Genomic DNA, 26,549 nt, shown 5'->3' with positions numbered 1-26,549 from the left:
CGAGGCGGGGTTCGAAGCAGGATTCGAAGGAGATGAAGCGGTCACGGCGTCCCTGGTGCGAGGTCAAGCGGATCGCGGGCGGCGAGCCCGGCGTGACCCGCACGCCAGGGCTGCCCGCGACCGGCGCGGACCTTACCGGGATTGCCGGACGGCGTCCAGGATGACCTTGGCGACCGCTTCCGGCTGCGACTGCTGCGGCACATGCGAGCTGGCCACCTTCGTCACCTTGGCACCGGCGCGCTGCGCCATCGCCGCTTGCGCCTCGGGCGCGATCATGTGATCGGACGTCGCCAGCAGGTACCACGACGGCTTGGTCTTCCAGGCCGGGTTCGCGCCGACCGGCTGCTCGAAGGCCTTGGCCTGGATCGGGCCTTGCGTGGCGGCCATGACGGCGGTCGTCGACGCGGGCAGGTCCTGGGCGAAGTGGTCGCGCATGCCTTCGGGCGTCAGGCTCAGCCAGCCCTGCGCGTCGGGGCGCAGGAAGGCCAGACCCGACGGCGCCGGATAGCCCTCGCCCTGCTGGGCGGTGTTCTGGCCGGCGGCCGGCGCGAACGCGGCCACGTAGACCAGCGAGGCGACCTTGTCCGCGTTGCCGGCCTCGGTGATCACCGTGCCGCCCCACGAGTGGCCGACCAGCACGACCTTGCCGGGCTGCGCGTCGATGGCGCGGCGCGCGGCGGCGACGTCGTCGGCCAGCGAGCTCAACGGGTTCTGCACCGCGGTGACGCGCACGCCTTCGCGCTGCAGCAGCGGGATGACCTTGGCCCAGTCGGAGCCGTCGGCGAAGGCGCCGTGGACGATCACGACCGAGGGCTGGGCATTGGCACCCGTCGGCGCGGGTTGCGCCGCGAGAGCGGCCGTCGAGAAACCGGCCGAGGCGGCCAGCGCGCCGGCAGCGGCAACAGTGGCGGCAGCGAGGATGGCGCGGCGGGAGACAGCACGAGAGAAGGAAGCGGTGAAGGACATGGTGGGCTCCTGGTTCATGTGGAGGTGAGGAACAGGGCTCTACTGTCGCGATTCAGGCGCTCGGCCGGTATCGGACGAATGTCCGACCATCCGGCAAAACCCGAAGTCGGGTCGCGGAAGCGACACCGCCGAGGAAACGGCGTCATCGCGCCCGCGCGGGGCAAAAACGCGCGTTCCCCGTCACCGCAAGGCCTGACCCCGTGAAGGCGACGTGAAAGACGACAGCGCCTAGGGAAACGCCCACCCCCACACCGAGGGGGAACCCCTGGTGACCCCCCTCCTGCGGGCCGTGACATGCGTCACAGAATCGCCACGCCCCACGGCCGACCTCCCCCGGCCCGCAGCAGTCGAGGCGACGTCCCCACCCGGGGTGCCGCCGTCAGTCAGAGTCCAGGTGGACATCCCACCTTCATTCCGTAGAAGGACGCAGCAATGTTCAAGAAGACCGTCATGGTCCTGGCGCTCCTCGGCGCCGCGGCGTCGGCGCACGCCGAGCAGTACACCTTCATCAACGAAGGCTTCAACAACGTCCCCGGCCTGACGGGCCAGGGCTGGAAGGTCGTCAACAACGCCTCCGGCGGCGTCACGCCGGGCTGGGTCCAGGGCGACCAGACCAACTTCACCGCCCACACCGGCGCCCCCGAGTCCTACGCCTCCTCGCTGTGGAGCGACGCCGGCGCCGGCCAATCGCTGGCCAGCTGGCTGATCACGAGCGCGTTCTCGACCGAGTTCGACACGCAGGTCTCGTTCTGGGCCCGCGGCGGCGGCGACGCCACCTACCTCGACCAGCTGACCTACGGCCTGGTCAACAGCGCCGGCGACATCAGCAGCCTGATCACCACCGCCACCGTCACCGCGCTGGACGACTGGACCCGCTACACCTTCACGATCGCCGGCCAGGGCGCGGGCTCGACCGCGCGCTTCGCGCTGGGCCACGTGGGTGACGCGGACGCCGCCAACATCGTCGGCATCGACGACCTGCGCGTGGCGCAGGTGCCCGAGCCCTCGACCTGGGCGCTGGCCGGCGTGAGCCTGCTGGGCCTGATGGCCGCCCGCCGCCGTCGCGCGCGTTGATCGGCCCCGCGCCGCATCCGTTCCGCATCCGAATCCGAGTCATTCCGCAAGGACACCGACCATGATCACCCGCATCACCCTGGGCCTGGCGATCGCCGCGGCCCTGCCGCTGGCCGCGCAGGCGCACGACGCCGCCGAGCACGCGACGCCTGCCGCTGCCGCCGCCCAATCGACGGCGCCCGTCGCCTCGCAGGACGCCCTCGTCATCGTGCGCGATGCCGAGACCGGCAAGCTCCGTCCGGCCACCGCCGAGGAGCATGAAGCCCTCAAGGCCATTCCGGCCAACAACCTCCGTGCCCGCGTGGCGATGCGCGCCGCGGCGCTCACGCCCCAGCTCAAGCGTCACAGCAGCGGCGCCACCGGCGTGCGCCTGACCGACGACATGGCCAGCCAGTCCGTGATCGTGCGCGGCGCCGACGGCAAGCTGATCGAAGCCTGCTTCGCCAGCAAGGAAGAGGCCGAGGCCTTCATCAAGAACGGCGGCACGCTCGCCAAGTCGGCCCTGCCCACGGAGTAAGCCACCATGTCCATGAGCTTCAAGAAAACCGTCCTCCGTACCGCCGTGCTGGCCGCGCTGATCGGCGCGGGCGCCGCGCAGGCCGCCACGATCGTGATCCAGAGCCGCGACCCGGCCGGTGTCGGCTTCAACGACCCGACGCCCGTGGCGCCCGTGGGCGGCAACCCCGGCACCACGCTGGGCGAGCAGCGCATGTACGTGTACCGCTACGTCGCCGACGTGTGGGAGAAGGCGCTCGACAGCGACGTCACGATCACGGTGAACGCGGGCTGGCAGGCGCTGACCTGCACGGCCTCGTCCGCCACGCTGGGCAGCGCCAGCGCCTGGAACATCTGGCACGACTTCCCCGGCGGCCAACCGGGCACCTGGTACCCGCAGGCGCTGGCCAACAAGCTGGCCGGCGTGAACCTGAGCGAAGGCATGCCCGATGACGGCACCGGCTACGCCGGCGTCGACATCAAGACCCAGTTCAACGTGAACCTGGGCAAGTCGGACTGCCTGGCGGGCTCGCCGTTCTACCTGGGCCTCGACGGCAACTTCGGCACCGGCGTGAACTTCGTCGAGACCCTGCTGCATGAACTGGGCCACGGCCTGGGCTTCAGCGTGATCTCGGTGCAGACCTCCACCGGCTACCGCATCAACGCCGCCGGCACGGCCTACGTGGCCAGCGGCGGGCTCCCCAGCATCTGGGAGCGCTTCATGTTCGACAACACCGCGGGCAAGACCTGGCTCAACATGACCAGCGCCGAGCGCAAGGCCTCGGCGGTCAACCCGCTGGGCCTGGCGTGGATCGGCTCGAACGTGCTGGCCGGCGCGGACATGCTGTCGGCGACGCCGGTGCTCAAGATCGCGACCTCGGCCCCGGGCTACACCGGCCTGTACCCGTATGGCACCGCGTCCTTCGGTCCGGCCGTCAGCACGGGTCTGGCCATGGGCTCGCTGGCCACGGTGACGCCGGACGCGGTCAACGGTCAGGGCTGCCTGCCGTTCAGCGCGGCGGACACGACGGCGGTGGCGGGGAAGGTCGCGGTCATCGACCGCGGCACCTGCGGCTTCGCCGTGAAGGCCAAGAACGCGCAGAACGCGGGCGCGATCGGCGTGATCATCGCCAACAACGCGGCCGGCGCGGCCCCGGGCCTGGGCGGCACCGATCCGACAATCACCATCCCGACGATCAGCGTCTCGCAGGCCGACGGCGCCAAGCTGCGCGCGGCGATCACCGCATCCATCCCCTACGGCATGCGCGGCAAGGTCGGCTACGCGACGGGCTCGCTGTCGACGGATCCGACGCGCCGCGCCGGCGCCGACGCGCTGGGCCGTCCGCTGCTGTACACGCCGAATCCGCTGGTGTCGGGCTCGTCGGTGTCGCACTGGGATGTCTCGGCCACGCCCAACCTGCTGATGGAACCCAACATCACGCCGGACCTGGGCCTGATCCTGGTCGCCCCCAAGGACCTGACCAAGCCGCTGCTGAAGGACCTGGGCTGGTAAACCCTCACCGCGCCTGAGCGCTCCGGCCCGGTGCCGCCTCGCGGCGCACCGGGCTTTTCTTCATCCATTCCAGAAGGATTGAGGGCGCAGGGCGCTCGAACCGCGCTGGAACGGCGTGTCGGTGGGGGTCTGGTTGCGTCTTCAAACAGGAGGGGGGCTCAGACTGGCTGATAATCGCGCCCCCGGTTCGCCGGAACCTGGTTTTTTACTGGAAGCATTGATGAACAAGAGTGAACTGATTGAAGGCATCGCCACCAAGGCTGGCGTGACCCGTGCCGTGGCCGCGACCGCCCTGGACGCGACCCTGGAAACCATCACCGAAGCGCTGGCCTCCGGCGACCAAATCGCCCTGGTCGGCTTCGGCACCTTCAAGGTGAGCGAGCGCGCTGCCCGCACCGGCAAGAACCCGGCCACCGGCGAGGCGCTGGAGATCCCGGCCTCGAAGGTCGCCAAGTTCACCGCCGGCAAGGCGCTGAAGGACGCGGTCAACAAGTAAGCCTCCCGGCTCGCTTGCGGCAACGCGAGAACGCCCGCTCCTGATCGCTCAGGGCGGGCGTTCTGTTTTCTCGGGCCGAGAAGCTTTCAACCCTCGCGGAAGAACTTGAGCGCGGCGAGGTCAGGGAAGGCGGTCGGACGCTTGGCCTGGGCGGCGGCGAAGGCCTCCATCAGGTTGCGGTTCTGCCAGATCGCGGCCTGCAGCCAGCCCATCTGCTGGAGGCTGTCCTTGACGCCGTGATCGCGCGCGTAGTGGATGGCCTGCTTGCTGCCCCAGACGGCGACCGGCGGCTTCTGCGCGATCTCGCGCGCGCATTGCAGCGCGACCTCGACGCATTCGGCCTGCGTGGTCAGCACGTCGTTGAGCAGTCCCACGGCCAGCGCGCGCGCCGCGGGCATGCGCCGGCCGGTGTAGGCCAGTTCCTTCACGACGCCCAGCGGGATCAGCTTGGGCAGGCGCTGCAGCGTGCCCAGGTCGGCGGCCATGCCGATGTTGATCTCCTGGATGCAGAAGAACGCGCCGGTCTCGGCGTAACGCAGGTCGCAGGCGGCGACCAGGTCGACGGCGCCGCCGATGCAGCCGCCCTGGATCGCGGCGATCGTGGGCACGCGCAGCTCGTCGAGCTTGTTGAAGGCCTGCTGCATGTCGGCCAGCAGGTCGACGATGGCGGCGCGGCCCTCGGCGCTGCGGTCATCGAGCTGGATGCCGCCGTTCTGGAAGACGTCCAGCGACATGCCCGCGCTGAAATGCTTGCCGGTCGAGGAGATCACCAGCGCGCGCAGCGTCGGGCTGCGATGCAGCGTGTCGAGCTGCGCCTCGAGCTCGCGCCACAGCTGCGGCGACATCGTGTTCATCGCGTCGGGCCGGTTCAGCACCAGGTGGCCGACGCCGCCTTCTTCCGAGTAGCTCAGGCATTCCATGCGGGTCTCCAATCGTTGTGGGTGGGTCTCGTGGACCGGCCCAATGTAGCGGGAGACCCCGCCGCGCCGCGTCAAGCACGCGACGCGGCGCGGCGATTGGAGAGCGCTCTCAAGGCGGCTCGCCCGTGACGTTCACCGGTGCACTGGCCGGTGCACTAGCCGCTGCGGGCTCACGCCCCGACCAGCTCTTCCGCGGGCCCGAAGAACTCGTAGCGCAGCTGCGCCGCGGGCACGCCCAGGCGCTGGCCGGCGCGGTACACGGCCTGCATGAAGGGCTTGGGGCCGAGCAGGTAGAGGTCGACATCGCGGTCCTCGGGCAGGTGGCGCGCGAGCAGCGCGTCGGTCACGTAGCCGATCTCATGCGGGTCGTCGCCCTCGCGCGGCGCGTCGTAGACGTACAGCGCCTGAACGTTGCCATGCGCGGCCGCGAGCACATCCACGCGCTCGCGGAAGGCATGCACGCCGCCGTGGCGCGCCGCGTGGATGAAGCGGATCGGCCGGCCGCTGCCCGCGGCGGACTCCAGCATCGACATCGCGGGCGTGATGCCCACGCCGCCGGTCACCAGCACCAGCGGACGGGTCGCCGCGGCGTCGAGCGTGAACTCGCCGGCGGGCGCCTGGATGTCGATGCGGGTGCCGACCTCGGCCCGGTCATGCATCCAGTTGGACACGAGGCCGTTGTCCTCGCGCTTGATGCTGACGCGGTACCAGGGCTTGCCCGGCGCGTCCGACAGCGAGTAGTTGCGCCGCACGGTGCGGCCGTCGATGTCCAGCACCAGCGTCAGGTACTGGCCCGGGTGGAAGGGCGGCAGCGGCTGACCGTCGACGGGTTCCAGGTAGAAGGAGGTGATCAGCTCGCTCTCGCGTTCCTTGCGCGCGACGACCATCGCGCGCTGACCGCGCCAGCCGCCGGGCAGCGCGGCGTTGGCGGCGTAGACCTGCTCCTCGGCGTCGATCAGCAATTGCGCGAGCGCGCCGTAGGCCTGCGCCCAGGCCTCGATGACCGCCTCGGTGGCGACGTCGGCGCCGAGCACCTCGCGGATCGCGCGCAGCAGGCATTGACCGACGATCGGGTAATGCGCCGGCTGCACGCCCAGCGCGACGTGCTTCTGGATGATGCGGGGCAGGGCGGGGGCGAGTTCCTGCACGCGGTCGATGTGGCTGGCGTAGGCCAGCACCGCCCCGGCCAGCGCGCGCGCCTGCGTGCCCTCGGCCTGATGGGCCTCGTTGAAGAAGGCCTTCAGCTCGGGGTGCTCGGCGAGCATCACGCGGTAGAAGTGGCGGGTGATGTCCTCGCCGCGCGACTTCAGCAGCGGCACGGTGGCCTGGATCAGGGCGATGGTCTCGGGGGTGAACATGCGTGGGGACTCCGGATGCGTTGAGGATGACGCTCTCTACTCACGATCCGTGCCAGCGTAGACGGCGCCCACTAGCGCTCGCAATGCCTTGATTGGCAAGGGTTTTGCTCTGCCCTTCGGACGAGTCAGGTCGAAATGACCGAAGATTCGCCGCTGTCCGAATGACCACATGCGGGTGGAAATGACCACGACTTCAATGAACCCGACGAGCTCCGACGCCCGGTATCGCCAGTTGCTCGCCGCCGTGCGCGGGCTGATCCGCTGCGATGCCGTGGCGCTGCTGCGCCTGGCGCCGGAAGGCGGCCCGGCGGTGCTGCAGCCGGTGGCGGTCGACGGCCTGGCCGAGGAGGCGCTCGGGCGAAGATTCCCGGTCGCGGCGCATCCGCGGCTGGCGAGGCTGATGGCCAGCGGCGACGGTCTGCGCTTTCCCGCGGACGCCGGCATCCCCGATCCCTACGACGGGCTGCTCGCGCATCAGCATGTGCTGGAGGAAGTCCACGACTGCATGGGCGCGCCGTTGCGGCTGGAGGGTCGCGTCTGGGGATTGGTGACCTTGGACGCGATGGACCCGCTGGCCTTCGACGGGGTCGACGGCGAGCGCCTTCAGGCGGTGGTGCGCCTGTTGGAGACGGGCATCGCCGCCGAGGAGACGATCGCCGGGCTCGCGCGTCGCGCGGAGCAGGAACAGGCGCTGGCCCGCGCGGTGCAGCGCGACGCGCCGCGTGAATTGCTGGGACGCAGTGCCGCGATGGTCCGGCTGCGCGAGGAGATCGACACGGTGGCCGGGTCCGACCTGACGGTGCTGATCCTCGGCGAGACGGGCGTCGGCAAGGAGCTGGTGGCGCAGCGGCTGCATGCGCGCTCGGCGCGCGCCGAGCGGCCGCTGGTGCAGATCAATTGCGCCGCGCTGCCGGAGACGCTGGCCGACAGCGAGCTCTTCGGCCACAAGCGCGGCGCGTTCACCGGCGCGGTGGCGGACCGCATCGGCAAGTTCGAGCTGGCCGACGGCGGCACGCTGCTGCTGGACGAGGTCGGTGAGTTGCCGCTGCCGGTGCAGGCCAAGCTGCTGCGGGTGCTGCAGAGCGGGGATGTGCAGCGGCCCGGCAGCGATCGGATGCAGCGGGTCGATGTGCGGGTGCTCGCGGCCACGAATCGCGACCTGCGCGAGGAGGTCGCGCGCGGCAGGTTCCGGGCGGATCTGTACCACCGGCTCTCGGTGTATCCGCTGCGGGTGCCGTCGCTGCGCGAGCGCGGGCGTGATGTGCTGACGCTGGCCGGCAGCTTCCTGGAGGAGAACCAGCATCGGCTGGGAGCGCGCAACCTGCGCTTGTCGCCGCAGGCCTCGCAGGCGCTGCTGGATCAGCCGTGGCCCGGGAACGTGCGCGAGCTGGAGCACCTCATCAGCCGCGCGGCGCTGCGCGCGCTGGCGGCGCAGACGGCTTCATCCGCTTCAGGCCGGGGCGGGCGCTGGATCGCAATCGAGGCAGAACACCTGGGCCTGTCGGCGCAGGAGCCGATGGCCACGGGGATCGCGCCCGACAGCGAGCCTGTGCTCGACGCGGAAATGGAAAGGCCCGAGTTGAACTCGGGCCTCGAGGGGAAGCAGGGTCAGGTGGAGGGCCAGGGCTTGCGCGAGGCCACCGACGCGTTTCAACGCCGGTGGATCGAAGCCGCGATCGAACGCAACGGCGGCGCGATGGCCGCCGCGGCGCGCGACGCCGGCATGGATCGCAGCAACTTCCTGCGGCTGGCGAAGCGACTGGGGATCAAGGGCTGACATTGAGCCTAGTAGGGCTATTGGGCAGTGTGCCCTTCCGCGAGCCCTCACCCCAACCCCTCTCCCGCTCCGCGGGCGAGGGGCTGTCCAGCCCCGTCACGCATGACCCCCTCTCCTGCGAAGCGGGAGAGGGCGGGGGTGAGGGCTCGATGCAGGGCTCGGTCAGGCAGCAATCACAACGTCCTCAACCACGCCAGCAGCGCCTCCCGATCCGACTTGGGCAGCTGCTCGAAGCGCTGACGCGACTTCTCGGCCTCGCCGCCGTGCCACAGGATCGCCTCGGTCAGCGTGCGCGCGCGTCCGTCATGCAGATATCCCACCGGCGTGGATGCCTGCACCTTCTCCGTGTAGCCGATGCCCCACAGCGGCGACGTCCGCCACATCGCGCCCGCCGCCTGACCTTCCGGCAGGTTGTCGGCCAGCGCCGCGCCCATGTCGTGCAGCAGCAGGTCGGTGAACGGCCGGATCGTCTGGTCGCGCAGTTCCGCGAACGGGTGGTTCTTGCCCGTCTTCATCTCCGCCGTGTGGCACGCCGCGCAACGCAGCGCATCGAAGACCTGCCGGCCCGCCTGCACCTGCACCGGATCGACGCGGTGCTCCTCCGTCGGCGCCACGCCGCGCGGGAAGCCGCTGGGCAGGCTGCGCTGCGCCGGCACCGCGATCAGCTGCATGTACTGCGTCAGCGAGGTCAGGTCCGCCTCGGCGATCCCCTTCTGCGCCGGCGCCGTGCGGCACTTCACCGGATCCGTCGAGCAGCTGCGGTTCGGATACACCGACGAGGTCACCGACATGTCGTTCAGCAGCGCGGACGCCACCTGATGACGCAGGCTCGCCTTGGACGCCTTCCAGCCGAAACGGCCCAGGCGCGTCGCGCCCGACTCCGGATCGAAGACGTAGTTGGCCTTGCCCAGCACCCCGTCGACGTCGGCCTGCGTGCGCACGCGGGCCAGGATGTCGGCCTCGGGCACCGCCTCGAGCAGGCCCACGCCGATCATCGGCTGCGCCATGCGCGGCGACACCAGCTGCGGCACCGGCCCGTCGAAGCCGAACTTCGGCCGGCGCAGCTCGACCTTCGTGCCATCGGCCAGCGTCACGCTGCGGGTCTCGAAGCTCAGCACCTTGACGCCGTTGCCCCAGTCCTGCGGCGCGCCGCTCGAGGAGATCGCGTTCATCTGGATCGCCATGCCGTAGCGCGGATCCGGGCGCACCGCGCCATCCGACCCCTGCGTGCCCACGTGGAAGGACATCCTGTCCAGCCGCTGATTGACCGTGAACGGCGCCGGGCTGCGACCGTTGTTGGTGTGGCATTGCACGCAGGCCGTGGCGCTGAAGCGGGATCCGGCCAGGTTCTGGATCGCGGTCATCGGGTCGTTGCCGGCCTCGGAATGCGCGCCCGTCACGAAGCTGCTGTGCAGCAGGCGCCGGCCTTCAACGAAACGCTGCAGGTTCTGCATGCCGATGTTGTTGAACGGCTGCTGGAACATCCGGAACCCTTCGTCCGAATAGTTGTAGGACACGGAGCCCACACCGCCCGCCAGCGTCGCCTCAGGCAGCGGCACGCTGTTCAGGCGCGGCTGCACGCCGTACCACGGGCGCAGGCCCGTGCCCATCACGTAGACGACCTCGGTCGTGTAGTAGCGGAAGTCGCCCTTGTCCCCGATCGCGTCCATCGCGGCGCGGCTGGAGAAGAACGAGCCGGTGAACTCCAGCGCCTCGCCCAGCTTGAGCGCGCGCGCCGGAATGTTGACGCCGTTGGGCACCAGCACGCCGTTGGCATTCGGCGCGAGATCCGAATGCCCCGGCATGTTGTCCAGCACCACCGAGCAGCCGTCGTTGGCGCCGACCACGCCGGCATAGCCGCTGTCGGGCCGGCGCAGCGCGTTCTGCGGCGGCTTGGGCATGATCGGGCAGGACGTCAGGTCCTTGAAGCCGTCGGTGTAGGTGGTGTTGTCCAGCAGCTGGCCCGGCGACATCCAGCCATAGCCGGTGACGTTGGGATCATCGATGCGGCGGAAGAAGGAATGCCCGCCGCCGCGCTGCGCCTGCGGGAAGTACTGGTTCACGATCAGCCGCGGCTTGGTGACGCCGGCCACGCGGCTGTTGTCGATGAACTCCACGCCCCAGGTGCGGTTGCGGAAGTAGTTGGGCACGAAGTTCATGTACGCGCCCGGGCCCTTGTCGACGGGGTTGCCCATCGCGTCGACGGTCTCGTTGGGACCGAAGCCGATCTCGTTCCAGTCCTCGCCGCGCTCGCGGCCATGACGCCCGACGCCGCGCTGACCGAAGCGCGTGACGAGCGTGCCGTCGGGCAGCGTGAACTGCAGCGTCTCGATCGGCGCCTGCGGCTGGAACAGCGCCGTCATCGCCGCGCCGTTGGCCGGAACGGGCAGGGCGGAGGTGGTCGCGGTGGGGATGCTGTTGTCGCTGCCCACGGTCTTGAACTCGACCTCGAAGAGCGAGTAGCCGTAGTTCGTCGCCCGCGCGATGCCCTGCATGCGGACGAAGCGCGTCTTGACGCCGAGGTTGTAGTACTCCTCGGTGCCGCCCTTGCCGGCGGACTGGTTGCGCAGCTCGGTCCACGACTTGCCGTCATCGGAGACCTGGATCGCGTAGGCCTTGCCGTAGGCGTTCTCCCAGACGAGCTTCATGTAGCCCAGCGGCTGCGCGGTGCCGAAGTCGTACTGGATCCACGAGCCGTCCTCGGCCTTCGAGGCCCAGCGCGAGGACAGGTTGCCATCGATCGTGTTGGTCGCGGCCAGGCCGTTGTTCTCGCTGCTGGAGGCGATCACCGCCACCGGCTTGATGGCGACGCCGGGCTGCGAGGTGTCGCCGGGCACGGTCTCGGGCGGCGTGGTCGGCTGCGTCGGGTCCGTGGGTGTCGTCGGATCGGTGGGCGTGGTGGGCGTGGTCGGAGGGACCGGCGCGCCGGTGAAGGCCTGGATCTCGAAGATCGAGTAGCCGTATTGCGTGGAACGCGCCACGCCCTGCACGCGCAGGTAGCGGCCCTGACCCGCGAGGCCGGTCAGGTCCTCGAGACCGCCGGCGCTCGCGTCGACGGTCTTGATCGTGGTCCAGGTCTTGTTGTCCTCGGAGGTCTGCAGCAGGTAGCGCGTCGCGTGGGCGTTCTCCCAGTTGATGCGCACGCGCGTGATGGCCACGCTGCTGCCGTAGTCCAGCGTCAGCCATTCGTTGTCGCTGAAGGCCGAGCCCCAGCGGCTGCCGTCGTCGTGGTCGATGGCCTTGGCGGCGCTGAGGTCGCCGCGCTCCATGGAGCTGGCGGTGGCGGCGACCGGCGTCAGCGCGGTCTCCGTGGCGCTGTCGCCGGCCTGCGCCTTGGCGCGCGCGGCCGCGTCGGCGCTGCCGCCTTGCGACGCGATCTGGACGCTCGCGTCCTGTTGTCCGGTGCCGCCGCCGCAGGCCGCGAGCAGCGCGCTGCCCAGCAGGGCAGGGACGATCGCCCTGCCCATCTCGAATCCGAGTTTCCTGAACGCCATGATGGTCTCCCTCCCGTGCCGATGTGGGGTGCGTGTATGAGATCTGCGCATGGGGTGCATGCGGCGCGGAGTTTTGTTTTTGTTTGGCTGACCGGCAAGCTTCGATGTGTGTCGAATTGCTGTGGGATTGGCAACGGTTCGACGCGAAGGCGACACCTTTGCACCACGACGAGCGCACCGGGCGATTCGCGGAGGAAATGTGACCAGTTTTGTCTACCTCGGCGGAGGTACGACACGCCGCATGGCGGCCACATGACCGCGGCCGACAGGCCGAAGGAACTGCGCTCCAAGCCCTTTCAGATCAGGACGGCTCGCGCAGCCGCTCCCGGATGACGGCGTTGACTTCCGCGCCATAGATGAGCGTCGCCGCGCTGATGTAGAGGAACACCAGCGTCGCGACCACGCCGGCGAAGCTTCCGTAGAGCAGCGCCAGCTTTCCCGCACCAGCAAGCGTGCGGGACAGCAGCACCGCGGAGGCGACCCACAGCGCCGCCCCGACGAGCGCGCCGGGCAGCACGGTGCGCACACGCTGCGAGATGTCGGGCAGCCAGGCGTAGAGGAGGGCGTACAGCGCGGCCACGGCGGGCAGCGCCGCGGCATAGCGGACACCCTGGCGCAGCCACATCGAATCGCTGGCCTCGCCCAGCCCCTGCGACAGCGCATGCCACACGTAGGGCATGACGACGACGGAGCTGAACGTGACGAGGGCCCCCGCGCCGACGACGAGGGTGAACAGGGTGACCTTCAACCGTGCCTGCCAGAACGACAGGCCACGCTCGATGCCATAGGAGCGGTTCAGCGCGGTGCGTGCGGCCTGGATGCCGGAGGATGCGGTCCACAGGGTCACGAACAGGCCGATCGCGAGCAGCGATTGGCTGCGCCGGGACAGGACCTGGTCGATCACGGGCTGGATGGCGCCGCGGACCAGCGGGGGCGCGTACTCCGCGACGCGTCGAGCCAGGGCCGCCGCATCGCCCGGCGCCCCGAGGTAGGGGGCGGCGGCCGACAGCAGCAACAGCAGCGGGAACATGGACAGGACCATCGAGAAGGCCATGCTGCCCGCCTGATTGCCGGATTGGTGCAGCACGTAGTTGCGCACCGCGCGCAGCAGCACGCCCAGGACCGGCAGGTCCAGGACGGCATGCAGCGCGCGGCTGCACAGGCGTTTGAGGCGGCTCACGTGCCAGCGGGCGAGGGACTCATGAGGCGTTGCCGCTCCCAGGTTCCGCGTCTAGCGGCCGATCGGCGGCCAGCAGCAGGTCGTAGCGATGACGGGCGGCCTCCAGCGCGAGTTCTCGGCCGATACCGCTCGACGCGCCGGTGACGATGGCGAGACCCTGGGAAGCGGTGGAGGAGGCGGAGGACGGGATGTTGGTGGTGGTGCTCATGACGTCGTGAGGACGACCTTGCGGCAATCCTCCTCCTTCTTGTTGAAGATGTCGTAGCCGCGGGCGGCTTCGGTCAACGGCAGGCGGTGCGAAATGATCGCTTCCGGCTTGAGCCGTCCCAGCGCGATCTGCTCGAGCAGCTCGGGCATGAAGCGCTGCGCGTGCGTCTGCCCGCTGGCGAAGCTCAGGCCCTTCTCGAAGGCGTCGCCGAAGAGGAAACCGTGGATGAAGCCCGCGTAGACGCCGGGCACGCTGACGACGCCACCGCGGCGCGTGGCCGCGATCGCCCAGCGCAGCGAGGTGCCGGCCGATCCTTCCAGCTTCATCGTCGTCAGCACGGTCTCGACAGTGCTGCCCTTGGCCTCGAAGCCCACCGCGTCGATGGAGGCGTCCACGCCGCGGTGGTCGGTCTGCTCGATGATGAATTGCGCCGGGTCGTCGATGCGGTCGAAGTCGATCGGCAGCACGCCGTAGGTCGCCTGGGCGAAGGCGAGGCGATAGGGGTGGTGATCGACCATGAAGATGCGTTCGGCGCCCAGTAGGCGCGCGCTGGCCGCGGCCATCAGTCCGACCGGACCGGCTCCGAAGATCGCGATCGTCGATCCCGCCGTCACCTGCGCGTTGAGCGCCGCCTGGTAGCCGGTGGGCAGGATGTCCGACAGGAACAGCACCTGCTCATCGGCCAGCCCCGTGTCGGGAATGACCAGCGGTCCGACATTGGCCTTGGGCACACGCACGTACTGCGCCTGGCCGCCCGGATAACCGCCGTACAGATGGCTGTAGCCGAACAGGCCGGCACCGGCGCGGATGTCCTTCTTGTTCAGGATGGCACCGCGACCGGGGTTGGTGGTCTCGCACGCGGCAAAGAGCTTGCGGCCGCAGAAGTAGCAGTCGCCGCAGGAGATGGTGAAGGGCACGACGACCCGGTCGCCCCGGCGCACGCGGGTGACGCCCGGACCGACGTCCTCGACGACGCCCATGAACTCGTGGCCGAGGATGTCCCCGTCCTTCATGTCGGGGATCTTGCCGCGGTAGATGTGCAGGTCGGAGCCGCAGATCGCGGTGGCCGTGACGCGCAGCAGGATGTCGTCATCCGCGGCGAGCACGGGGTCGGGAACGCTCTCGACGCGCACATCGTGCGCGCCGTGATAGGTCAGGGCCAACATGGGGAAGTCCTCGGTCGGGGAGGGGGCGTGGACAGCGCCGCGGTAGCGGGTGTGGACGCCAGGCGCCGAATGGCGGTCGGATGGAGGAGAACCGGCAAGCCCGGTGCCTGCTCCCGCAGGACGTGGGGCTTGCCCATGCCGGTCGGCGGCTCAATGCCGCTGCTGCTGCTCCGCCATCAGCTCTTCCTTGCGCTGGCGCAGGCGCTCGCCCATCTCCACCAGGTCCAGGCGCGACTGTTTGGCCTTGGGGAACATCTCGTTCTGTTCTTCCTTGACGTGATGCTTGACCCATTCACCCATGACGGTGACCTTGGCGTCATAGTCCTCGCCATCGGGCTCGACGTCCTGCACGGCGGCGATCAGGTCCTTGATGCTCTGATGCTCGACGCGGGCCTCGGGCACGAGTTCCTTGTCCTTGAGCGCGGCCTGGACTTCGGGATAGAGGATCTCTTCCTCGATCTGCGCGTGGACCGTCAGTTCCAGGCAGATCTGCGCGACGATGTCCCGCTTGCGCGCGGGGCTGCGGGCCTTGTCGAACTGCTCGAAGAGGTCGCTGACCTTCTTGTGGTCCGCGCGCAGCAGCGCGATCGCGTCCTGGGTCTTCGTCGCGGCGCGGCGCGCGGTGGTCTTGCGGGCAGCGGTGCTGGCGGTCCTGGGAGTGGTCTGGCTGGGCATGGAAGCTCCTGGCATTGGGTTGAAGGATGAACGTGGTCCGGCAAGACCGATGCCCACGGGGAATGGCGATTGCTGCGTTCTTGGCATCGATGCTGAAGGCCACCGCCATGACTGCTTCCCCCGGCCCACGCGTGCGCAGCGCCACGCTCTCGCGATCGCGCAAGGTGCTGTTGCTCGTCGACTTCATCAATCCCCTTCGCTTCGAAGGGGCCGAGGCAATCGCGTCGCAGGCCGTCGAGGCCGCCTGCGCGACGGCGGAGTTCAAGCGCGACTGCACGGCGGCGGAATCCGGCCGGATCGAGGTCTCGTGCCCGACGGATCGGCATCGTCCTTGCCGCTGGCGGGTGCATGTCATCCCGCGCTGCCACCCCCATCGTCGGAACCGCGGCCTGGAGCCTGCCTCGCGCGGTGCAGGGCGCTTTCCCGGAAGGCGACAGCCTGCTGTCCCGCTATGCGCAGGTGCTGCCATGCACGGAGATCAATTCGACTTTCAGCAAGGTCCACCGGCCCGCCACCTTCGAGCGGTGGGCCGCGCAGACGCCGCCGGGCTTCCGCTTCTCGGTGAAGCTGCCGAAGGCCATGACGCACGACGCCCGGCTGAAGGTCCCATCGCGCGAGGTGCGCGACTTCGTCCGGTCGCTGCAAGGACTAGGTGAGCGCCTGGGGGTGCTGCTCGTGCAGCTGCCGCCGTCGTTGGACTTGGATCGCAGGGTGGCGCGCGCCTTCTTTCGCGCCTTGCGCGAGAGCTTCGACGGCGCGATCGTCTGCGAGCCCCGCCACGCGAGCTGGTTCACCGAGGCGGGCGATCAGCTGCTCGTGGAGGAGCGCGTGGGCCGCGTCATCGCGGATCCCGCGCGGCCGGCAGGCGCTGGCGATCCTGGCGGATGGCTCGGCGACCACGGCGATGGGCGCGGCGCGACCGTGTACTACCGCTGGCACGGCGCGCCGCGCATGTACTGGTCGGCCTATGGCGACGACTGGCTGCGCGATCGGGCTCGCGACATCGCGCGCTGGCCCAAAGATACGCAGGTCTGGTGCATCTTCGACAACACCGCCTCCGGTGCCGCCACGGCCGACGCCTTGAGGATGAAGGCCTTGCTCGGCGACGCGTGATCCATTCAGGAGGACGTGGCGCGCGGTCACGTCCCGCGGGTCTATGAGGAGATGGGCGGAAGGGCCGAGCTCAAGCACAACCCCGCGGGCGCGGTGCGCAAAGCCGCCACGGTGGCCGTGGTCGCCGGTGTCGCGTACTGGCTGCGGCGCCGTCAGCAGGGTCGAGTCAAAGATCAGGGTTTTCACTGATCTTTCAGGCTCTTGAACTCGCCGCGCCGAGCTCCTAAATCCGAGTCGATTCGCCATCAATCGATTCGGAAGAGGAACTGGATCATGGCCACGCATCAAGACCCATCCCCGAGCGCTCGTGAGGAGCGCGCACCTCGACAGGCTCGGTTCCCGATGCCCCCGTCGCAGCTTCAGGCCTATCTGCTCGCCCGCGAGACGCTGCGGCGATTCAAGCGCTCATCGAGCCCTTGTTTCGCCCGCGATCCCGGCGCCCGGCCCAAGCAGGCTCCAAGCCCCGACCAGCCACGCTGATCGCCCCACGCGCGCCGCGACGCGGCGCCCGGGCTCGCACAGGTCCTGACGATTCATCCCGACGACGGAAGCGTTCCGGCGTCGCCCTGTTTCATCGACCACCGAAAGGAGAGGTTTCATGTACGACAACACCCTGTATCGACCACAAGCGCTGCTGGAGCAGCTCTCGCAGTTGCAGCAGGCGCTGTCGCGTTCCCTGACGCCGGGCGGCGCGCCGGACGGCATTCGTGCCGCGGCGGCCGGCAGCTTCCCGCCGATCAATGTCGGCCGCACCGAGCGATCGATCGAGGTCTATGCCTTCGCGCCCGGCCTGGACGCGCAGGGCATTGACGTCACCGTCGAGCGCGGCGTGCTGCGCCTCTCGGGCGAGCGCCGGCCCACCGAGCGTCAGGCCGGGCAGGGCGTGCAGGTCTACGCGGCGGAACGCTGGCATGGCCGGTTCAGCCGGGCTGTCGCGCTGCCTGAAGATGCCGACACCGCCAGCGTCGAGGCCAGTTATCGCGATGGCGTGCTGCGCGTGAGCGTCGGCCTGCGCGAGGCCGCCCGTCCTCAGCGCATCACCGTGCAATGACCCCAGGAACGATGCCAAGGAGTTGCCATGTCTGATCAGAACCACCTGACCATTTCCAGGAACGACGCGGGCAGCGAGCCCGCCGCCGGTTCGTCCACGAGCCGCGGGAGCCAAGGCGAGCGAACCGCCGCCGCGCCCGCGGTGGAGATCATCGAGGACGGCGTCGGCATCACGCTGTTGGCGGACATGCCCGGCGTGCCCCGCGAGAAGCTGGATGTGCGGCTCGACGGCGAGACGCTCGTGATCGAGGGCGACACCGCCGTCGAGGGCCCCGAGGGCATGCGCGGCCTGTGGGCGGAGGTCCATGTGCCTCGCTATCGCCGCAGCTTCACGCTCAGCCGCGAGCTGGACACGTCGCGGATCGAGGCCGGCATCAAGGACGGTGTGCTCACGCTGCGCATTCCCAAGCAGCCGCACGTGCAGCCCCGGCGCATCGCGGTGTCGACGGCTCACGCGGCTGGGTGATAGGCAAGCACGGGGGGCAAATACGGCGGGCGGGGATGGCGTTCCCGTGTCGCCCTCAGCCCGCAAACTGCTCCCGCAAGTCTTGCGCCTGGGCGCGTATGGCCCGGATCTCCCCGTCGGACAGCCGTTCGAGGTGCCGGAACTGCGCGCCCACGCGCGGATGCTGCGAGAAGCGGTCCTTGTGGCGCAACAGGAAGTCCCAGTAGAGCGTGGTGTAGGGGCAGGCGTCGGGGCCGGTCCTGAGCTCGGGACGGTAGCGACACCGCGCGCAGTACTGACCGCCGCTCATGCGCTCGATGTACTTGCCGCTGGCGATGTAGGGCTTGCTCGTCATCTGGCCGCCGTCGGCGAACTGGCTCATGCCCAGCGTGTTGGGCAGCTCGACCCATTCGACCGCGTCGACGTAGATCGCCAGGTACCACGCATGGACCTCCGCGGGCCGCACCCCCAGGAGCAATGCGAACAGCCCGGTGACCATGAGGCGCTGGATGTGGTGCGCGTAACCCAGACGCAAGGTCTGCGCCAGCGCATCCTTCAGGCAGGCCAGTTCCGTGTCGCCGGTCCAGTAGAACGCCGGCAGCGGTCGATCGGCGTTCAGCGCATTGGCCGTCGAGAGCACCGGCATGCGGGTCCAGTAGATGCCGCGGACGTACTCGCGCCAGCCGAGCACCTGCCGGATGAAGCCCTCGGCGCTTGATAGCGGGACGTCACCGTCGCGCCAGGCCTGCTCGGCGCGCGCGACCACCTCGCGCGCGCCGAGCAGCTTGAGGTTGAGCGCCGCTGACAGCTGCGCATGCCAGAGCCAGGGCGTGCCCGGCCACATCGCGTCCTGCCATTGCCCGAACTCGGGGAGCCGGTCAGCGATGAAGCGATCCAGGGTCAGCAGGGCCTGCTCGCGCGTGACGGGCCAGTCAAAGTCCGACAACGAGCCCGGATGGTCGGGAAACTCGCGCTCGACCAGCGCCAGCACCTCGCGTGTCAGCGCGTCCGGCGCGACGCGCACACGCTCGGGCAGGAAGCCCGGCCCCGTCGGCGGGAATGGGCGCTGGTTCTCGGCGTCGAAGTTCCAGCGATCGCCCACCGGCTCGTCCCCGTCCATCAGCACGCGATGCCGGCGCCGCATCTGCCGGTAGAAGCGCTCCATGCGCAGGTCCCGTTTTCCCTCGGAGAAAGCGGCGAACTCGCGCACGGTGCAGAAGAAGTGCCGGTCGTCCCGCAGCTCGATCGCGTAGCCGGCCGCGCTGGCGGCGCCTCGCAAGGCCTTGAGCACGCGCCAGTCGCCAGGTGCCGTCATCCGCACGCGCTCGGGTCTCCATCGCGCCAGCGCCCGTGCGAGCTCGCTGTCGAGGCGGCCGGTGTTGCCCGCCTCGTCGAGGCGGACGTAGTCCACGCGCCGGCCCTGCTGCCGCAAGGCCAGCGCGTGGTGCCGCATCGCCGACAGGAAGAGCGCGATGCGGATGCGGCTGGACCAGACATGCGTGGACTCCTCGCGCACCTCGGCCATCCAGACCACGTCGCGCCGGGGATCGAAGTCGTCGAAGGCCGAGCTGTCCGCGTCCAATTGATCGCCCAGCACCAGGACGAGCGAGCGCACGGGCCCGTTGGGATCGCGAGGGCCGTCGTCGCGCGCGAGGGGATCCGGTGGCAGGGCAGGGGGAGTGATCGTCATGGAGGCTGTACGGTGCCGGGGCCGGATCGGATCACCCGGCCCTCATCCGACGCTTGCCCAGCGCTCACCCGGCACCGTCGCCGTCACTTGAACGACAGGTTCACGCTGGCATAGAAGGTCCGGCCGCGCGGGTCGGTGTAGGTCGGATCGTACGTGGACAGGAAGTAGTAGCTCTGGTTGGAGAACGGCGGCGCGGTGTCGGCCAGGTTCTGGATGCCGGCGCGCACGCGCAGCATCTTGTTGACCTTCCACGCGCCGGAGATGTCCCACAGCGAGTACGCCTTGACGCGGCGGGGCGCCGTGTCGGGCAGATAGCTGTCGTCCTGATAGCTGGAATAGAAGGTGTTGCCCAGCGTCAGGTTGAAGTCGCTGAACTCCCAGTCCAGCGACGCGCGATGACGCCAGCGCTGGATCACCTGGTCGTTGAGGAAGCGGCCGACGTTGCTGACGTAGGGCTCCAACGGTCCGAACTGGCGCTTGTAGTCGAGGATGTAGGTGCCGCTGAGGTTCAGGCCGAAGCGCCCCCACGCGCTGGGGCCGCTGCGCAGCGTGGCCTCCAGGTCCAGGCCGGACGTCTTCAGACGACCCTGGTTCTCCTTGCGCAGCACGATCGTCGGTTCGTCGAATTCGTTGCGCTCGATGTACTGCGCGTAGCGGTCGGGGTTCTCGAGGATGGTCTTCTCGTACAGGTCGCTGATGACGTCCCGCTTCTTGATGAGCCAGTAATCCAGGCTCACGCTGATGTCACGCGCCGGCTCCAGCACGATGCCGGCCGAGAACTGCTGCGAGCGCTCGGGCTTCAGGTTGGGATTCGCCTCCTTGCGGGTGGCCCATTGGTCGAAGCTGTCCAGCACCTTGTCGTAGATGAACGCGGGGCTGGACCCGTAGCTCGTGGGACGGTAGAGCTCGCTGAACGACGGCGCGCGGAAGCCGGTGCCCGCCGAGGCGCGCAGCAGCAGCTGCCGGCTCGGCTGGTAACGCACGCCGAGCTTGGGATTGGTCGTGCTGCCCACGCCCTGGTAATGGTCGAAGCGCACGGCTGCCTGGATCTCCAGGTCCTTGAGCAGGGGCGCGCTGAGCTCGGTGTAGGCCGACGCGATGTTGCGGCTGTTGCTCGTGGCCTTGAGCGAAGCGTCCGGCACGCCCGGGTCGAGCGAGCTGTCGCGGTCCCCGCCGATGTTGTTGGAGACCAGCAGCGCCGATGGCGTGAACTTCTGTCCCTCACGGCGCAGTTCGGCGCCCACCGCGATGCCCAGCGACCCGCCTGCGAGCTCCATCAGCGACCCGGTGAGCTTGGCGTCCACGCCTTGCGTGGTGCCGCTGGACTTGCGCGCGACGTCGTTGACGCGGATCGCGTTGATCAGCGCCTGGCCCGCGGCGGAGGACGGTCCGAACGGGTTGATGTCGCCGCTCTTCACGCCGGCGTCCAGTTTGTCGAAGAGGAAGTAGCCGTTGACGTACTTGTCCTGGGACTTGTTCTTCGCGTAGCTCGCGGCGAGCGAGTAGTCCCAGTCGTTGCCGAGGGTGCCGGTGACGCCGGCGACGTAGCGCTCGGCATCGCTGGTGACCTCATTGGATCGGTTGCCGAGCTCGGTGGCGCGCATGCGGACCTCCACCGTGCCGGTGTAGTTGATCGGGCGCGGCAGGTTCCGGTTCAGCGCGGCCACGCTGACGCCAGTGAAGTTGGTCGGGTTGGGCGAGAGCACGTACGTCGTCTCCGCGCGGCTGCGCAGCACCTCGACGAAAGCCTGGCTGCGATCGGTGATCTTCACGACGCCACGGCCAAGGAAGCTCGTCTTGCTGGCGTCAGGATAGATCTCGGTGTCGGCCATGTAGTCGTAGCCGCAGGTCTGCGTGCCGGGCGTGAAGACGCTGGCGGGCGGCTTGCAGTCCGGCGCGAACAGGTTGACCGTGCGATCGGTGAAGGGCTGGCCGCCGATCGTGTAGCCCGCGGCGTTGATGGCGGCGAGCTGCGCGGCGCGCGTCGACGCGTTGCCGGACAGGCGCAGGTTGGCCGGGTAGGGGCGGCTGGACATGTAGTAGGGCAGCAGCTCCGACAGCGGACGCTCCTTCAGGAAGTCCCGCTGCGTCGAGCGCAACGCGTCCAGCTTCTGCACGTCCAGCACGCCGAAGACGTTGAAGCCCTGCTGGCCGAGGTCCCCGTAGCCCGCGGCGATGGACGCGGCGCGCTTGCCCGCGCCGCCTTCCTGCGTGCCCGAGGCATAGGCGTTGAGATCCACGCCGCGATAGTCCTTGCGCGTGATGAAGTTGATGACGCCGCCGATGGCGTCCGTGCCGTAGATCGCGGAGGCGCCGTCCTTGAGGATCTCCACGCGCTCGATGGCGCCGGCGGGGATGTTGTTCAGGTCCACGCCCGCGCTGTCGCCGGGGGAGGCGAAATTGGCCAGGCGGCGGCCGTTGAGCAGCACCAGCGTGCTCGACACGCCGATGCCGCGCAGGTTCGCGCCGTTGAAGCCGCGCTGACCGCCGTTGTTGTCGCTGATGCTGGCGCCGTCGGTCAGGCCGGCGGCATTGCCGCTGATGTTGCGCATCAGCTCCGCGGCGGTGGTGGCGCCGGTCTTGGCGATGTCCTCGCGCTTGATCGTCTGGACGGGCAGGGCGGTCTCGCCCTCCAGTCGCTTGATGCTGGAGCCGGTGATCTCCACGCGCTCCAGCGTCTGGCTGTTGGCCTCCTGCGCGTGCACCGCCACGGCGGCGGTGGCAAGGAGCAGGGCGACGGCTTGAGCAGCAGCTTGAGCGATGGCGTGCGGGCGCGGAACCTGTGTCGTGATCATGGGGGCCTCTGAGAGTTGGGGAAGCGCAGGCCGGCGGCGGGCCGTCCTTGCGAAGCACTCTAGAAGTCGCTGTCCACCGCGGCACATCGGGTTTTGGCGGGGCGGTCGCTCCGATGCAAGCGCGCGTCGCTTCGCTGCAAGCGCGGCGCCGGGCGTGTGGCGCACACGCGCCTCGCCTTGCGCGATTGCGACACCGGCTTGCATGCAAGGCACCTCTGAGGTGCAACCCTGTCGTGATCCTGCAAGGCGCCGATCAACATCGCGGCATGCAACCCTCTCGCAGTTCCTCCCGGAAGGCCTTGACCCTCCTGGCCTTCCTCTCGGCCGCCGCGTCCGCGCAGGCTCAGACCGCGATCGTGATCGGTGGCGCGCTCAAGTTCGACAACGACGCGGTGTGGCAGCGCATCGTCGACGAGGCCGGTGGCCCGCGCGCGCGCTTCGTCATCCTGGCGACCGCGGCCGCGAATCCGGATCGCGCCGCCGCGCAGATCGTCCAGGCGCTGCGCCGCCGCGGTGCCGACGCGCAGGCCATCCCCGTCACTCCCAAGCTGGCGCCCGACGCGCTGGCAGCCGCCCTGCGCGACCCGGCATTGCTGGCGCGCGTGCGCGGGGCCACCGGCGTCTTCTTCTCGGGCGGCGCGCAGGAGCTGATCGTGGACACGCTGCAGCCGCAGGGCCGGCCCACGCCGATGCTCGAGGCCATCTGGGACGTCTACCGCCGCGGCGGCGTCGTGGCGGGCACCAGCGCGGGCGCGGCGATCATGAGCCGGGTGATGTTCCGCGATGCGCAGGACGTGCTCGGGGTGATGCAAGGCCGCCTGCGAGAGGGCATCGAGATCGACCGGGGGCTGGGCTTCGTCGGCCCGGATCTCTTCATCGACCAGCACTTCCTCAAACGGGGCCGCATCGGCCGCATGTTGCCGCTGATGCTGGCCAAGGGCTATCGCGCGGGCCTCGGTGTCGAGGAGAACAGCGCCGCCGTCATCCATGCCGGCCACGCCGAGGTGATCGGCGCACGGGGCGCGCTGTTCGTCGACCTGCGGGACGCGACGACGGACCCGCGCCTGGGCGCCTTCAACATCGAGAACGCGCGCCTGAGCTACCTGGACCGGGGCGATCGCATCGACCTGCAGACGGGCGCGGTCACGGCCTCGGCCGAGAAGCGCGCCAGCAGCTTCCTGGATCCGGCGGCCTCCGACTTCAAACCCTATTTCAAGGACGAGCCGTTCTATGCCGACATCCTGGGCGACAACACGATCGCGCAAGCGATGGCCCAGCTGCTCGACAGTCCGGCCGCGGAGTTGCGTGGCCTGGCCGCGCGGCTGAAGCCGCGACAGGACGCCGGAAATGACGCCGGAAATGACGCCGGACGTGGCGCTAGGAGTCGCATGGAGGCGCCGATGGCCTTCGAGTTCCGCCTGTACAAGGGCGCGGACACGAGCGGCTGGTTCACCGGCGCCTTCGGCGGCGAGGACTACACCGTGGTCAACGTCCATCTGGATGTCAGGCCGGCGAGGGTCGCGTCGCCGCTCTACGAGCTGATCGCCCCGCCCCCCCAGGACCGTCCGGCCACCGGCGCCGCCCGGGGGCAATGAGCATGGAGCAGCGTCAACACGAGCTCCCGAGCGCCTCGCACGGCACGCGCCGCGCGCTGTACAGTCTCCACTTCGGGCAGCGGCGCAGCGGGGCCAAGGTCTACCTGCAAGCCTCGCTCCACGCGGACGAGGTGCCGCCGATGCTGGTGGCCCACCACCTGCGCACGCTGCTGGCCGAGCTCGACGAGGCCGGCGCCATTCCCGGCGAGATCGTCCTGGTGCCGATGGCCAATCCCATCGGGCTGTCGCAGTCGCTGCAGGGCGCGCACCACGGTCGCTTCGACATGGCGTCGGGCATCAACTTCAACCGGCAGTTCCAGCACCTGACGGATCGCATCGCCTCGCACGTGGACGGGCGCTGGACCGGCGACGGCGCGGACAACACGCGGCTGATCCGCGAGGCCGCGATGCACGCCCTGGCCGCGGTCGCGCCCACCTCGGAAACCGAGGCGCTCAAGCAGCTGTTGCAGTCGCTGGCCGTGGACGCCGACATCGTGCTGGACCTGCACTGCGACCACGAGGCGACGCTGCATGTCTACGCCGGCACGCCGCAGGCCGACATGGCCGCGTTGCTGGCGCGGCGCCTGCGCGCCCAGGCGCTGCTGCTGTGCGCCTGCTCGGGCGACGATCCGTTCGACGAGTCGCTGTCGCGCCATTGGTGGGAACTGGCGGAGCGCTTCGGCGATCGCCCCATCCCGGCCACGGGCTGCTTCGCCGCCACGGTGGAGCTGCGCGGCGAGGCCGATGTCGACGATGCCTTGGCGATCCAGGATGCGACGGCGCTGGTGGAGTTCCTCCAGGACACCGGCCACGTCCTGGGGCCCGCTCCCGCGATGCCCGAGGCGCGCTGCGCCGCGACGCCGCTCGAGGGCGTGCAGCCGCTGGTCGCGAGCCACAGCGGGATCCTCGTCTTCCACCGCGCCCTGGGCGACCGGGTGAGGGCGGGCGACTGCGTGGCGGAGATCGTCGATCCGGCCACCAGCGCCCGTGAGCCGGTGATCGCCGAGGTCGACGGCCTCCTGTTCGCGCGCGTCGCCCGACGGTGGGTCACGCGCGGTCTGCGCCTGGGCAAGATCGCCGGTCCGACGGCGTTCCGGTCCGGCAAGTTGTTGTCGCTGTGAGTTCACGATGATCCCCAAGACCCTTCGCCTGCCCAACACCTTCGTCCTGATCTTCGCGCTGCTGATCGTGATCGCGGCCGCGACCTGGTTCGTGCCGGGTGGCCGATACGCGACCACGCTCGTCGACGGCAAGCCGGTGATCGATCCCGCCAGCTACCAGGTCGTGGCCAGCCAGCCGCAGGGCTTGGCCGCGGTGCTGATGGCGCCGATCAAGGGCTTCGTCGAGGCGGGGCTGATCATCGGATTCGTGCTGATCGTGGGCGGCGCGTTCTCGGTGCTGCAGGCGACGCAGGCGATCGACGCGCTCATCAAGGCGGTGGCCAAGGCGCATCAGCGATCCGCGCTCGTGCGCGCGCTCCTGATCCCGGGCTTCGTCACGCTGTTCTCGCTGGGCGGGGCGACCTTCGGCATGGCAGAGGAGGCCATCCCCTTCGTATTGATCTTCGTGCCGCTCGCGCTGGCCTTGCGTTACGACACGTTCATCGGCGTGGCGATTCCCTTCCTCGGCTCACAGGTGGGCTTCGCGACGGCCTTCCTCAATCCGTTCAACGTGGGTGTCGCGCAGGGACTGGCCGGTGTGCCGCTGTTCTCCGGGCTGGGTTACCGCTTCGTGTGCTGGCTGGTGTTCACCGGCGTCACCATCGCCTTCCTGATGCTGCATGCGCGACGCATCCGCCGCCGGCCGGAGGCCAGCGCGTGTTTCGCCGACGACGAGCATCAGCGCGCCGCGCTGGACCTGGAGGCGATCGCCCGATTCGCCGGCATCGACCGCAGGCAACGCCTGGTGCTGCTGAGCTTCGCCGCGACGTTGGGCGCGATGGTCGTCGGGGTGGTGCGTTTCGGCTGGTACATCGAGGAGATCGCTGCGATCTTCCTCGCGATGGCGATCGTCGTCGGCCTGATCGCGCGCATGGGCCAGGACGACTGGGTGCGGCATTTCCTGACCGGTGCCAAGGACCTCGCCGGCACCGCGCTGGTGATCGCGCTGGCCAAGGGCACGGTGGTGCTGATGCGGGACGCCCAGATCATCGACGCGATGCTGCACGCGCTGGCGCCGTGGGTGGCCTCCGAGCACGCGGTCTTCGCGCTGCACAAGATGTACGGCATCCAGTCCGTCATCAACTTCTTCATCCACAGCGGCACCGGGCAGGCCGCATTGACGATGCCGGTGATGGCGCCGCTGAGCGACCTGGTGCAGGTCAGCCGCCAGAGCGCGATCCTCGCCTTCCAGTTCGGCGAGCTGAGCACGCCCATCATCCCGACCTCCGGCATCACCGTGGGCGTGCTGAGCCTGGCGCGCATCCCCTTCGGCCGATGGGTGCGGTGGATCCTGCCGCTGCAGCTGGTCTTCGTCGTGCTGGCGCTGACGATGCTCGCGATCCCCAGCCTGGCGCCGCAATGGGTGGGGTGGTGACCCG

Annotated in this window: 21 protein-coding genes; 11 read left to right on the top strand and 10 right to left on the bottom strand. The window is 69.5% G+C overall.

Features of this window, described 5'->3' with window-relative positions:
* Window positions 1-132: 132 nt before the first annotated feature.
* Window positions 133-966, bottom strand: a complete 834-nt coding sequence (locus ACNI65_RS10150; protein ID WP_416762778.1) for an alpha/beta fold hydrolase — start codon at window positions 964-966, stop codon at window positions 133-135.
* 432 nt (window positions 967-1,398) lie between these two features.
* Between ACNI65_RS10150 and ACNI65_RS10145 the strand changes: the two genes are divergently transcribed.
* From ACNI65_RS10145 to ACNI65_RS10130, 4 genes are all read left to right on the top strand, one after another.
* The gene (locus tag ACNI65_RS10145) at window positions 1,399-2,040 is read left to right on the top strand and encodes a choice-of-anchor J domain-containing protein (protein WP_416762776.1); all 642 of its coding nucleotides are present in this window, start codon (window positions 1,399-1,401) and stop codon (window positions 2,038-2,040) included.
* Between the two features lie 61 nt (window positions 2,041-2,101).
* Window positions 2,102-2,557 (top strand): post-PEP-CTERM-1 domain-containing protein, encoded by a 456-nt coding sequence (locus ACNI65_RS10140; protein ID WP_416762775.1) that lies wholly within the window; start codon window positions 2,102-2,104, stop codon window positions 2,555-2,557.
* Window positions 2,558-2,563: 6 nt separating this feature from the next.
* Entirely contained in the window at window positions 2,564-4,048 is a 1,485-nt protein-coding gene (locus ACNI65_RS10135; RefSeq protein WP_416762772.1) for a PA domain-containing protein, read from the top strand.
* A 220-nt stretch (window positions 4,049-4,268) separates the two neighbouring features.
* Window positions 4,269-4,544, top strand: a complete 276-nt coding sequence (locus tag ACNI65_RS10130; protein ID WP_416762770.1) for an HU family DNA-binding protein — start codon at window positions 4,269-4,271, stop codon at window positions 4,542-4,544.
* An 86-nt stretch (window positions 4,545-4,630) separates the two neighbouring features.
* On the opposite strand, the gene ACNI65_RS10125 is transcribed toward ACNI65_RS10130, so the two are convergent.
* Together ACNI65_RS10125 and hmpA are read right to left on the bottom strand one after the other, a co-directional pair.
* Window positions 4,631-5,464, bottom strand: a complete 834-nt coding sequence (locus tag ACNI65_RS10125; protein WP_416762768.1) for an enoyl-CoA hydratase-related protein — start codon at window positions 5,462-5,464, stop codon at window positions 4,631-4,633.
* 170 nt (window positions 5,465-5,634) lie between these two features.
* Complete coding sequence (hmpA, locus tag ACNI65_RS10120; RefSeq protein WP_416762766.1) at window positions 5,635-6,822, bottom strand: NO-inducible flavohemoprotein; 1,188 nt, start codon at window positions 6,820-6,822, stop codon at window positions 5,635-5,637.
* Between the two features lie 181 nt (window positions 6,823-7,003).
* On the opposite strand from hmpA, the gene norR reads away from it, so the two are divergent.
* Entirely contained in the window at window positions 7,004-8,599 is a 1,596-nt protein-coding gene (gene norR, locus ACNI65_RS10115) for a nitric oxide reductase transcriptional regulator NorR (protein ID WP_416762764.1), read from the top strand.
* Window positions 8,600-8,772: 173 nt separating this feature from the next.
* Here the strand turns inward: norR and ACNI65_RS10110 are convergent, their stop codons facing one another.
* The 5 genes from ACNI65_RS10110 to ACNI65_RS10090 all read right to left on the bottom strand — a co-directional run bounded on the left by ACNI65_RS10110 (window position 8,773) and on the right by ACNI65_RS10090 (window position 15,322).
* On the bottom strand, window positions 8,773-12,093 hold the full coding sequence (locus ACNI65_RS10110; RefSeq protein WP_416762762.1) for a di-heme oxidoredictase family protein: 3,321 nt from the start codon (window positions 12,091-12,093) through the stop codon (window positions 8,773-8,775).
* Window positions 12,094-12,394: 301 nt separating this feature from the next.
* Entirely contained in the window at window positions 12,395-13,273 is an 879-nt protein-coding gene (locus ACNI65_RS10105) for a YihY/virulence factor BrkB family protein (protein ID WP_416762760.1), read from the bottom strand.
* 19 nt (window positions 13,274-13,292) lie between these two features.
* Entirely contained in the window at window positions 13,293-13,481 is a 189-nt protein-coding gene (locus tag ACNI65_RS10100) for a hypothetical protein (protein ID WP_416762758.1), read from the bottom strand.
* Entirely contained in the window at window positions 13,478-14,647 is a 1,170-nt protein-coding gene (locus ACNI65_RS10095; RefSeq protein WP_416762756.1) for a zinc-dependent alcohol dehydrogenase, read from the bottom strand. The genes ACNI65_RS10100 and ACNI65_RS10095 overlap by 4 nt, the downstream gene beginning before the upstream one ends.
* A gap of 150 nt (window positions 14,648-14,797) precedes the next feature.
* Window positions 14,798-15,322 carry a hemerythrin domain-containing protein gene (locus ACNI65_RS10090; protein ID WP_416762754.1) on the bottom strand — a complete coding sequence of 175 codons (525 nt, stop codon included), beginning with the start codon at window positions 15,320-15,322 and terminating at the stop codon, window positions 14,798-14,800.
* A 348-nt stretch (window positions 15,323-15,670) separates the two neighbouring features.
* Here ACNI65_RS10090 and ACNI65_RS10085 point away from each other — a divergent pair, with 348 nt between their 5' ends.
* The 3 genes from ACNI65_RS10085 to ACNI65_RS10075 all read left to right on the top strand — a co-directional run bounded on the left by ACNI65_RS10085 (window position 15,671) and on the right by ACNI65_RS10075 (window position 17,951).
* Complete coding sequence (locus tag ACNI65_RS10085; protein ID WP_416762752.1) at window positions 15,671-16,435, top strand: DUF72 domain-containing protein; 765 nt, start codon at window positions 15,671-15,673, stop codon at window positions 16,433-16,435.
* Window positions 16,436-17,033: 598 nt separating this feature from the next.
* Complete coding sequence (locus tag ACNI65_RS10080) at window positions 17,034-17,486, top strand: Hsp20/alpha crystallin family protein (protein WP_416762751.1); 453 nt, start codon at window positions 17,034-17,036, stop codon at window positions 17,484-17,486.
* Between the two features lie 27 nt (window positions 17,487-17,513).
* Window positions 17,514-17,951, top strand: a complete 438-nt coding sequence (locus ACNI65_RS10075; protein ID WP_416762750.1) for an Hsp20/alpha crystallin family protein — start codon at window positions 17,514-17,516, stop codon at window positions 17,949-17,951.
* 55 nt (window positions 17,952-18,006) lie between these two features.
* On the opposite strand, the gene ACNI65_RS10070 is transcribed toward ACNI65_RS10075, so the two are convergent.
* Window positions 18,007-19,620 carry a cryptochrome/photolyase family protein gene (locus ACNI65_RS10070; RefSeq protein WP_416762748.1) on the bottom strand — a complete coding sequence of 538 codons (1,614 nt, stop codon included), beginning with the start codon at window positions 19,618-19,620 and terminating at the stop codon, window positions 18,007-18,009.
* Between the two features lie 83 nt (window positions 19,621-19,703).
* Complete coding sequence (locus tag ACNI65_RS10065; protein ID WP_416762747.1) at window positions 19,704-22,415, bottom strand: TonB-dependent receptor; 2,712 nt, start codon at window positions 22,413-22,415, stop codon at window positions 19,704-19,706.
* A gap of 299 nt (window positions 22,416-22,714) precedes the next feature.
* Between ACNI65_RS10065 and ACNI65_RS10060 the strand changes: the two genes are divergently transcribed.
* The 3 genes from ACNI65_RS10060 to ACNI65_RS10050 are packed head-to-tail and all read left to right on the top strand — an operon-like array spanning window position 22,715 to window position 26,545.
* Window positions 22,715-24,010: a cyanophycinase gene (locus ACNI65_RS10060; RefSeq protein WP_416762746.1), complete on the top strand. Its 1,296-nt coding sequence runs from the start codon at window positions 22,715-22,717 to the stop codon at window positions 24,008-24,010.
* Between the two features lie 2 nt (window positions 24,011-24,012).
* Entirely contained in the window at window positions 24,013-25,131 is a 1,119-nt protein-coding gene (locus tag ACNI65_RS10055; RefSeq protein ID WP_416762745.1) for a succinylglutamate desuccinylase/aspartoacylase family protein, read from the top strand.
* Between the two features lie 7 nt (window positions 25,132-25,138).
* Window positions 25,139-26,545, top strand: a complete 1,407-nt coding sequence (locus tag ACNI65_RS10050; RefSeq protein WP_416762743.1) for a YfcC family protein — start codon at window positions 25,139-25,141, stop codon at window positions 26,543-26,545.
* Window positions 26,546-26,549: the final 4 nt, after the last annotated feature.

Origin of the sequence: Roseateles sp. So40a, assembly GCF_048081605.1 — a bacterium.
Taxonomy (GTDB): Bacteria; Pseudomonadota; Gammaproteobacteria; order Burkholderiales; family Burkholderiaceae_C; genus Roseateles.
Note: the sequence above shows the minus strand (reverse complement) of the source record. Positions and strands in the feature narration are given on the sequence as shown.

Excerpts from the sequence above, each read along its gene's own strand:
- ACNI65_RS10150 (WP_416762778.1), bottom strand. The coding sequence starts at position 966 with ATGTCCTTCACCGCTTCCTTCTCTCGTGCTGTCTCCCGCCGCGCCATC.
- ACNI65_RS10145 (WP_416762776.1), top strand. The coding sequence starts at position 1,399 with ATGTTCAAGAAGACCGTCATGGTCCTGGCGCTCCTCGGCGCCGCGGCG.
- ACNI65_RS10140 (WP_416762775.1), top strand. The coding sequence starts at position 2,102 with ATGATCACCCGCATCACCCTGGGCCTGGCGATCGCCGCGGCCCTGCCG.
- ACNI65_RS10135 (WP_416762772.1), top strand. The coding sequence starts at position 2,564 with ATGTCCATGAGCTTCAAGAAAACCGTCCTCCGTACCGCCGTGCTGGCC.
- ACNI65_RS10130 (WP_416762770.1), top strand. The coding sequence starts at position 4,269 with ATGAACAAGAGTGAACTGATTGAAGGCATCGCCACCAAGGCTGGCGTG.
- ACNI65_RS10125 (WP_416762768.1), bottom strand. The coding sequence starts at position 5,464 with ATGGAATGCCTGAGCTACTCGGAAGAAGGCGGCGTCGGCCACCTGGTG.
- hmpA (WP_416762766.1), bottom strand. The coding sequence starts at position 6,822 with ATGTTCACCCCCGAGACCATCGCCCTGATCCAGGCCACCGTGCCGCTG.
- norR (WP_416762764.1), top strand. The coding sequence starts at position 7,004 with ATGACCACGACTTCAATGAACCCGACGAGCTCCGACGCCCGGTATCGC.
- ACNI65_RS10110 (WP_416762762.1), bottom strand. The coding sequence starts at position 12,093 with ATGGCGTTCAGGAAACTCGGATTCGAGATGGGCAGGGCGATCGTCCCT.
- ACNI65_RS10100 (WP_416762758.1), bottom strand. The coding sequence starts at position 13,481 with ATGAGCACCACCACCAACATCCCGTCCTCCGCCTCCTCCACCGCTTCC.
- ACNI65_RS10095 (WP_416762756.1), bottom strand. The coding sequence starts at position 14,647 with ATGTTGGCCCTGACCTATCACGGCGCGCACGATGTGCGCGTCGAGAGC.
- ACNI65_RS10090 (WP_416762754.1), bottom strand. The coding sequence starts at position 15,322 with ATGCCCAGCCAGACCACTCCCAGGACCGCCAGCACCGCTGCCCGCAAG.
- ACNI65_RS10085 (WP_416762752.1), top strand. The coding sequence starts at position 15,671 with ATGTCATCCCGCGCTGCCACCCCCATCGTCGGAACCGCGGCCTGGAGC.
- ACNI65_RS10080 (WP_416762751.1), top strand. The coding sequence starts at position 17,034 with ATGTACGACAACACCCTGTATCGACCACAAGCGCTGCTGGAGCAGCTC.
- ACNI65_RS10075 (WP_416762750.1), top strand. The coding sequence starts at position 17,514 with ATGTCTGATCAGAACCACCTGACCATTTCCAGGAACGACGCGGGCAGC.
- ACNI65_RS10070 (WP_416762748.1), bottom strand. The coding sequence starts at position 19,620 with ATGACGATCACTCCCCCTGCCCTGCCACCGGATCCCCTCGCGCGCGAC.
- ACNI65_RS10065 (WP_416762747.1), bottom strand. The coding sequence starts at position 22,415 with ATGATCACGACACAGGTTCCGCGCCCGCACGCCATCGCTCAAGCTGCT.
- ACNI65_RS10055 (WP_416762745.1), top strand. The coding sequence starts at position 24,013 with ATGGAGCAGCGTCAACACGAGCTCCCGAGCGCCTCGCACGGCACGCGC.
- ACNI65_RS10050 (WP_416762743.1), top strand. The coding sequence starts at position 25,139 with ATGATCCCCAAGACCCTTCGCCTGCCCAACACCTTCGTCCTGATCTTC.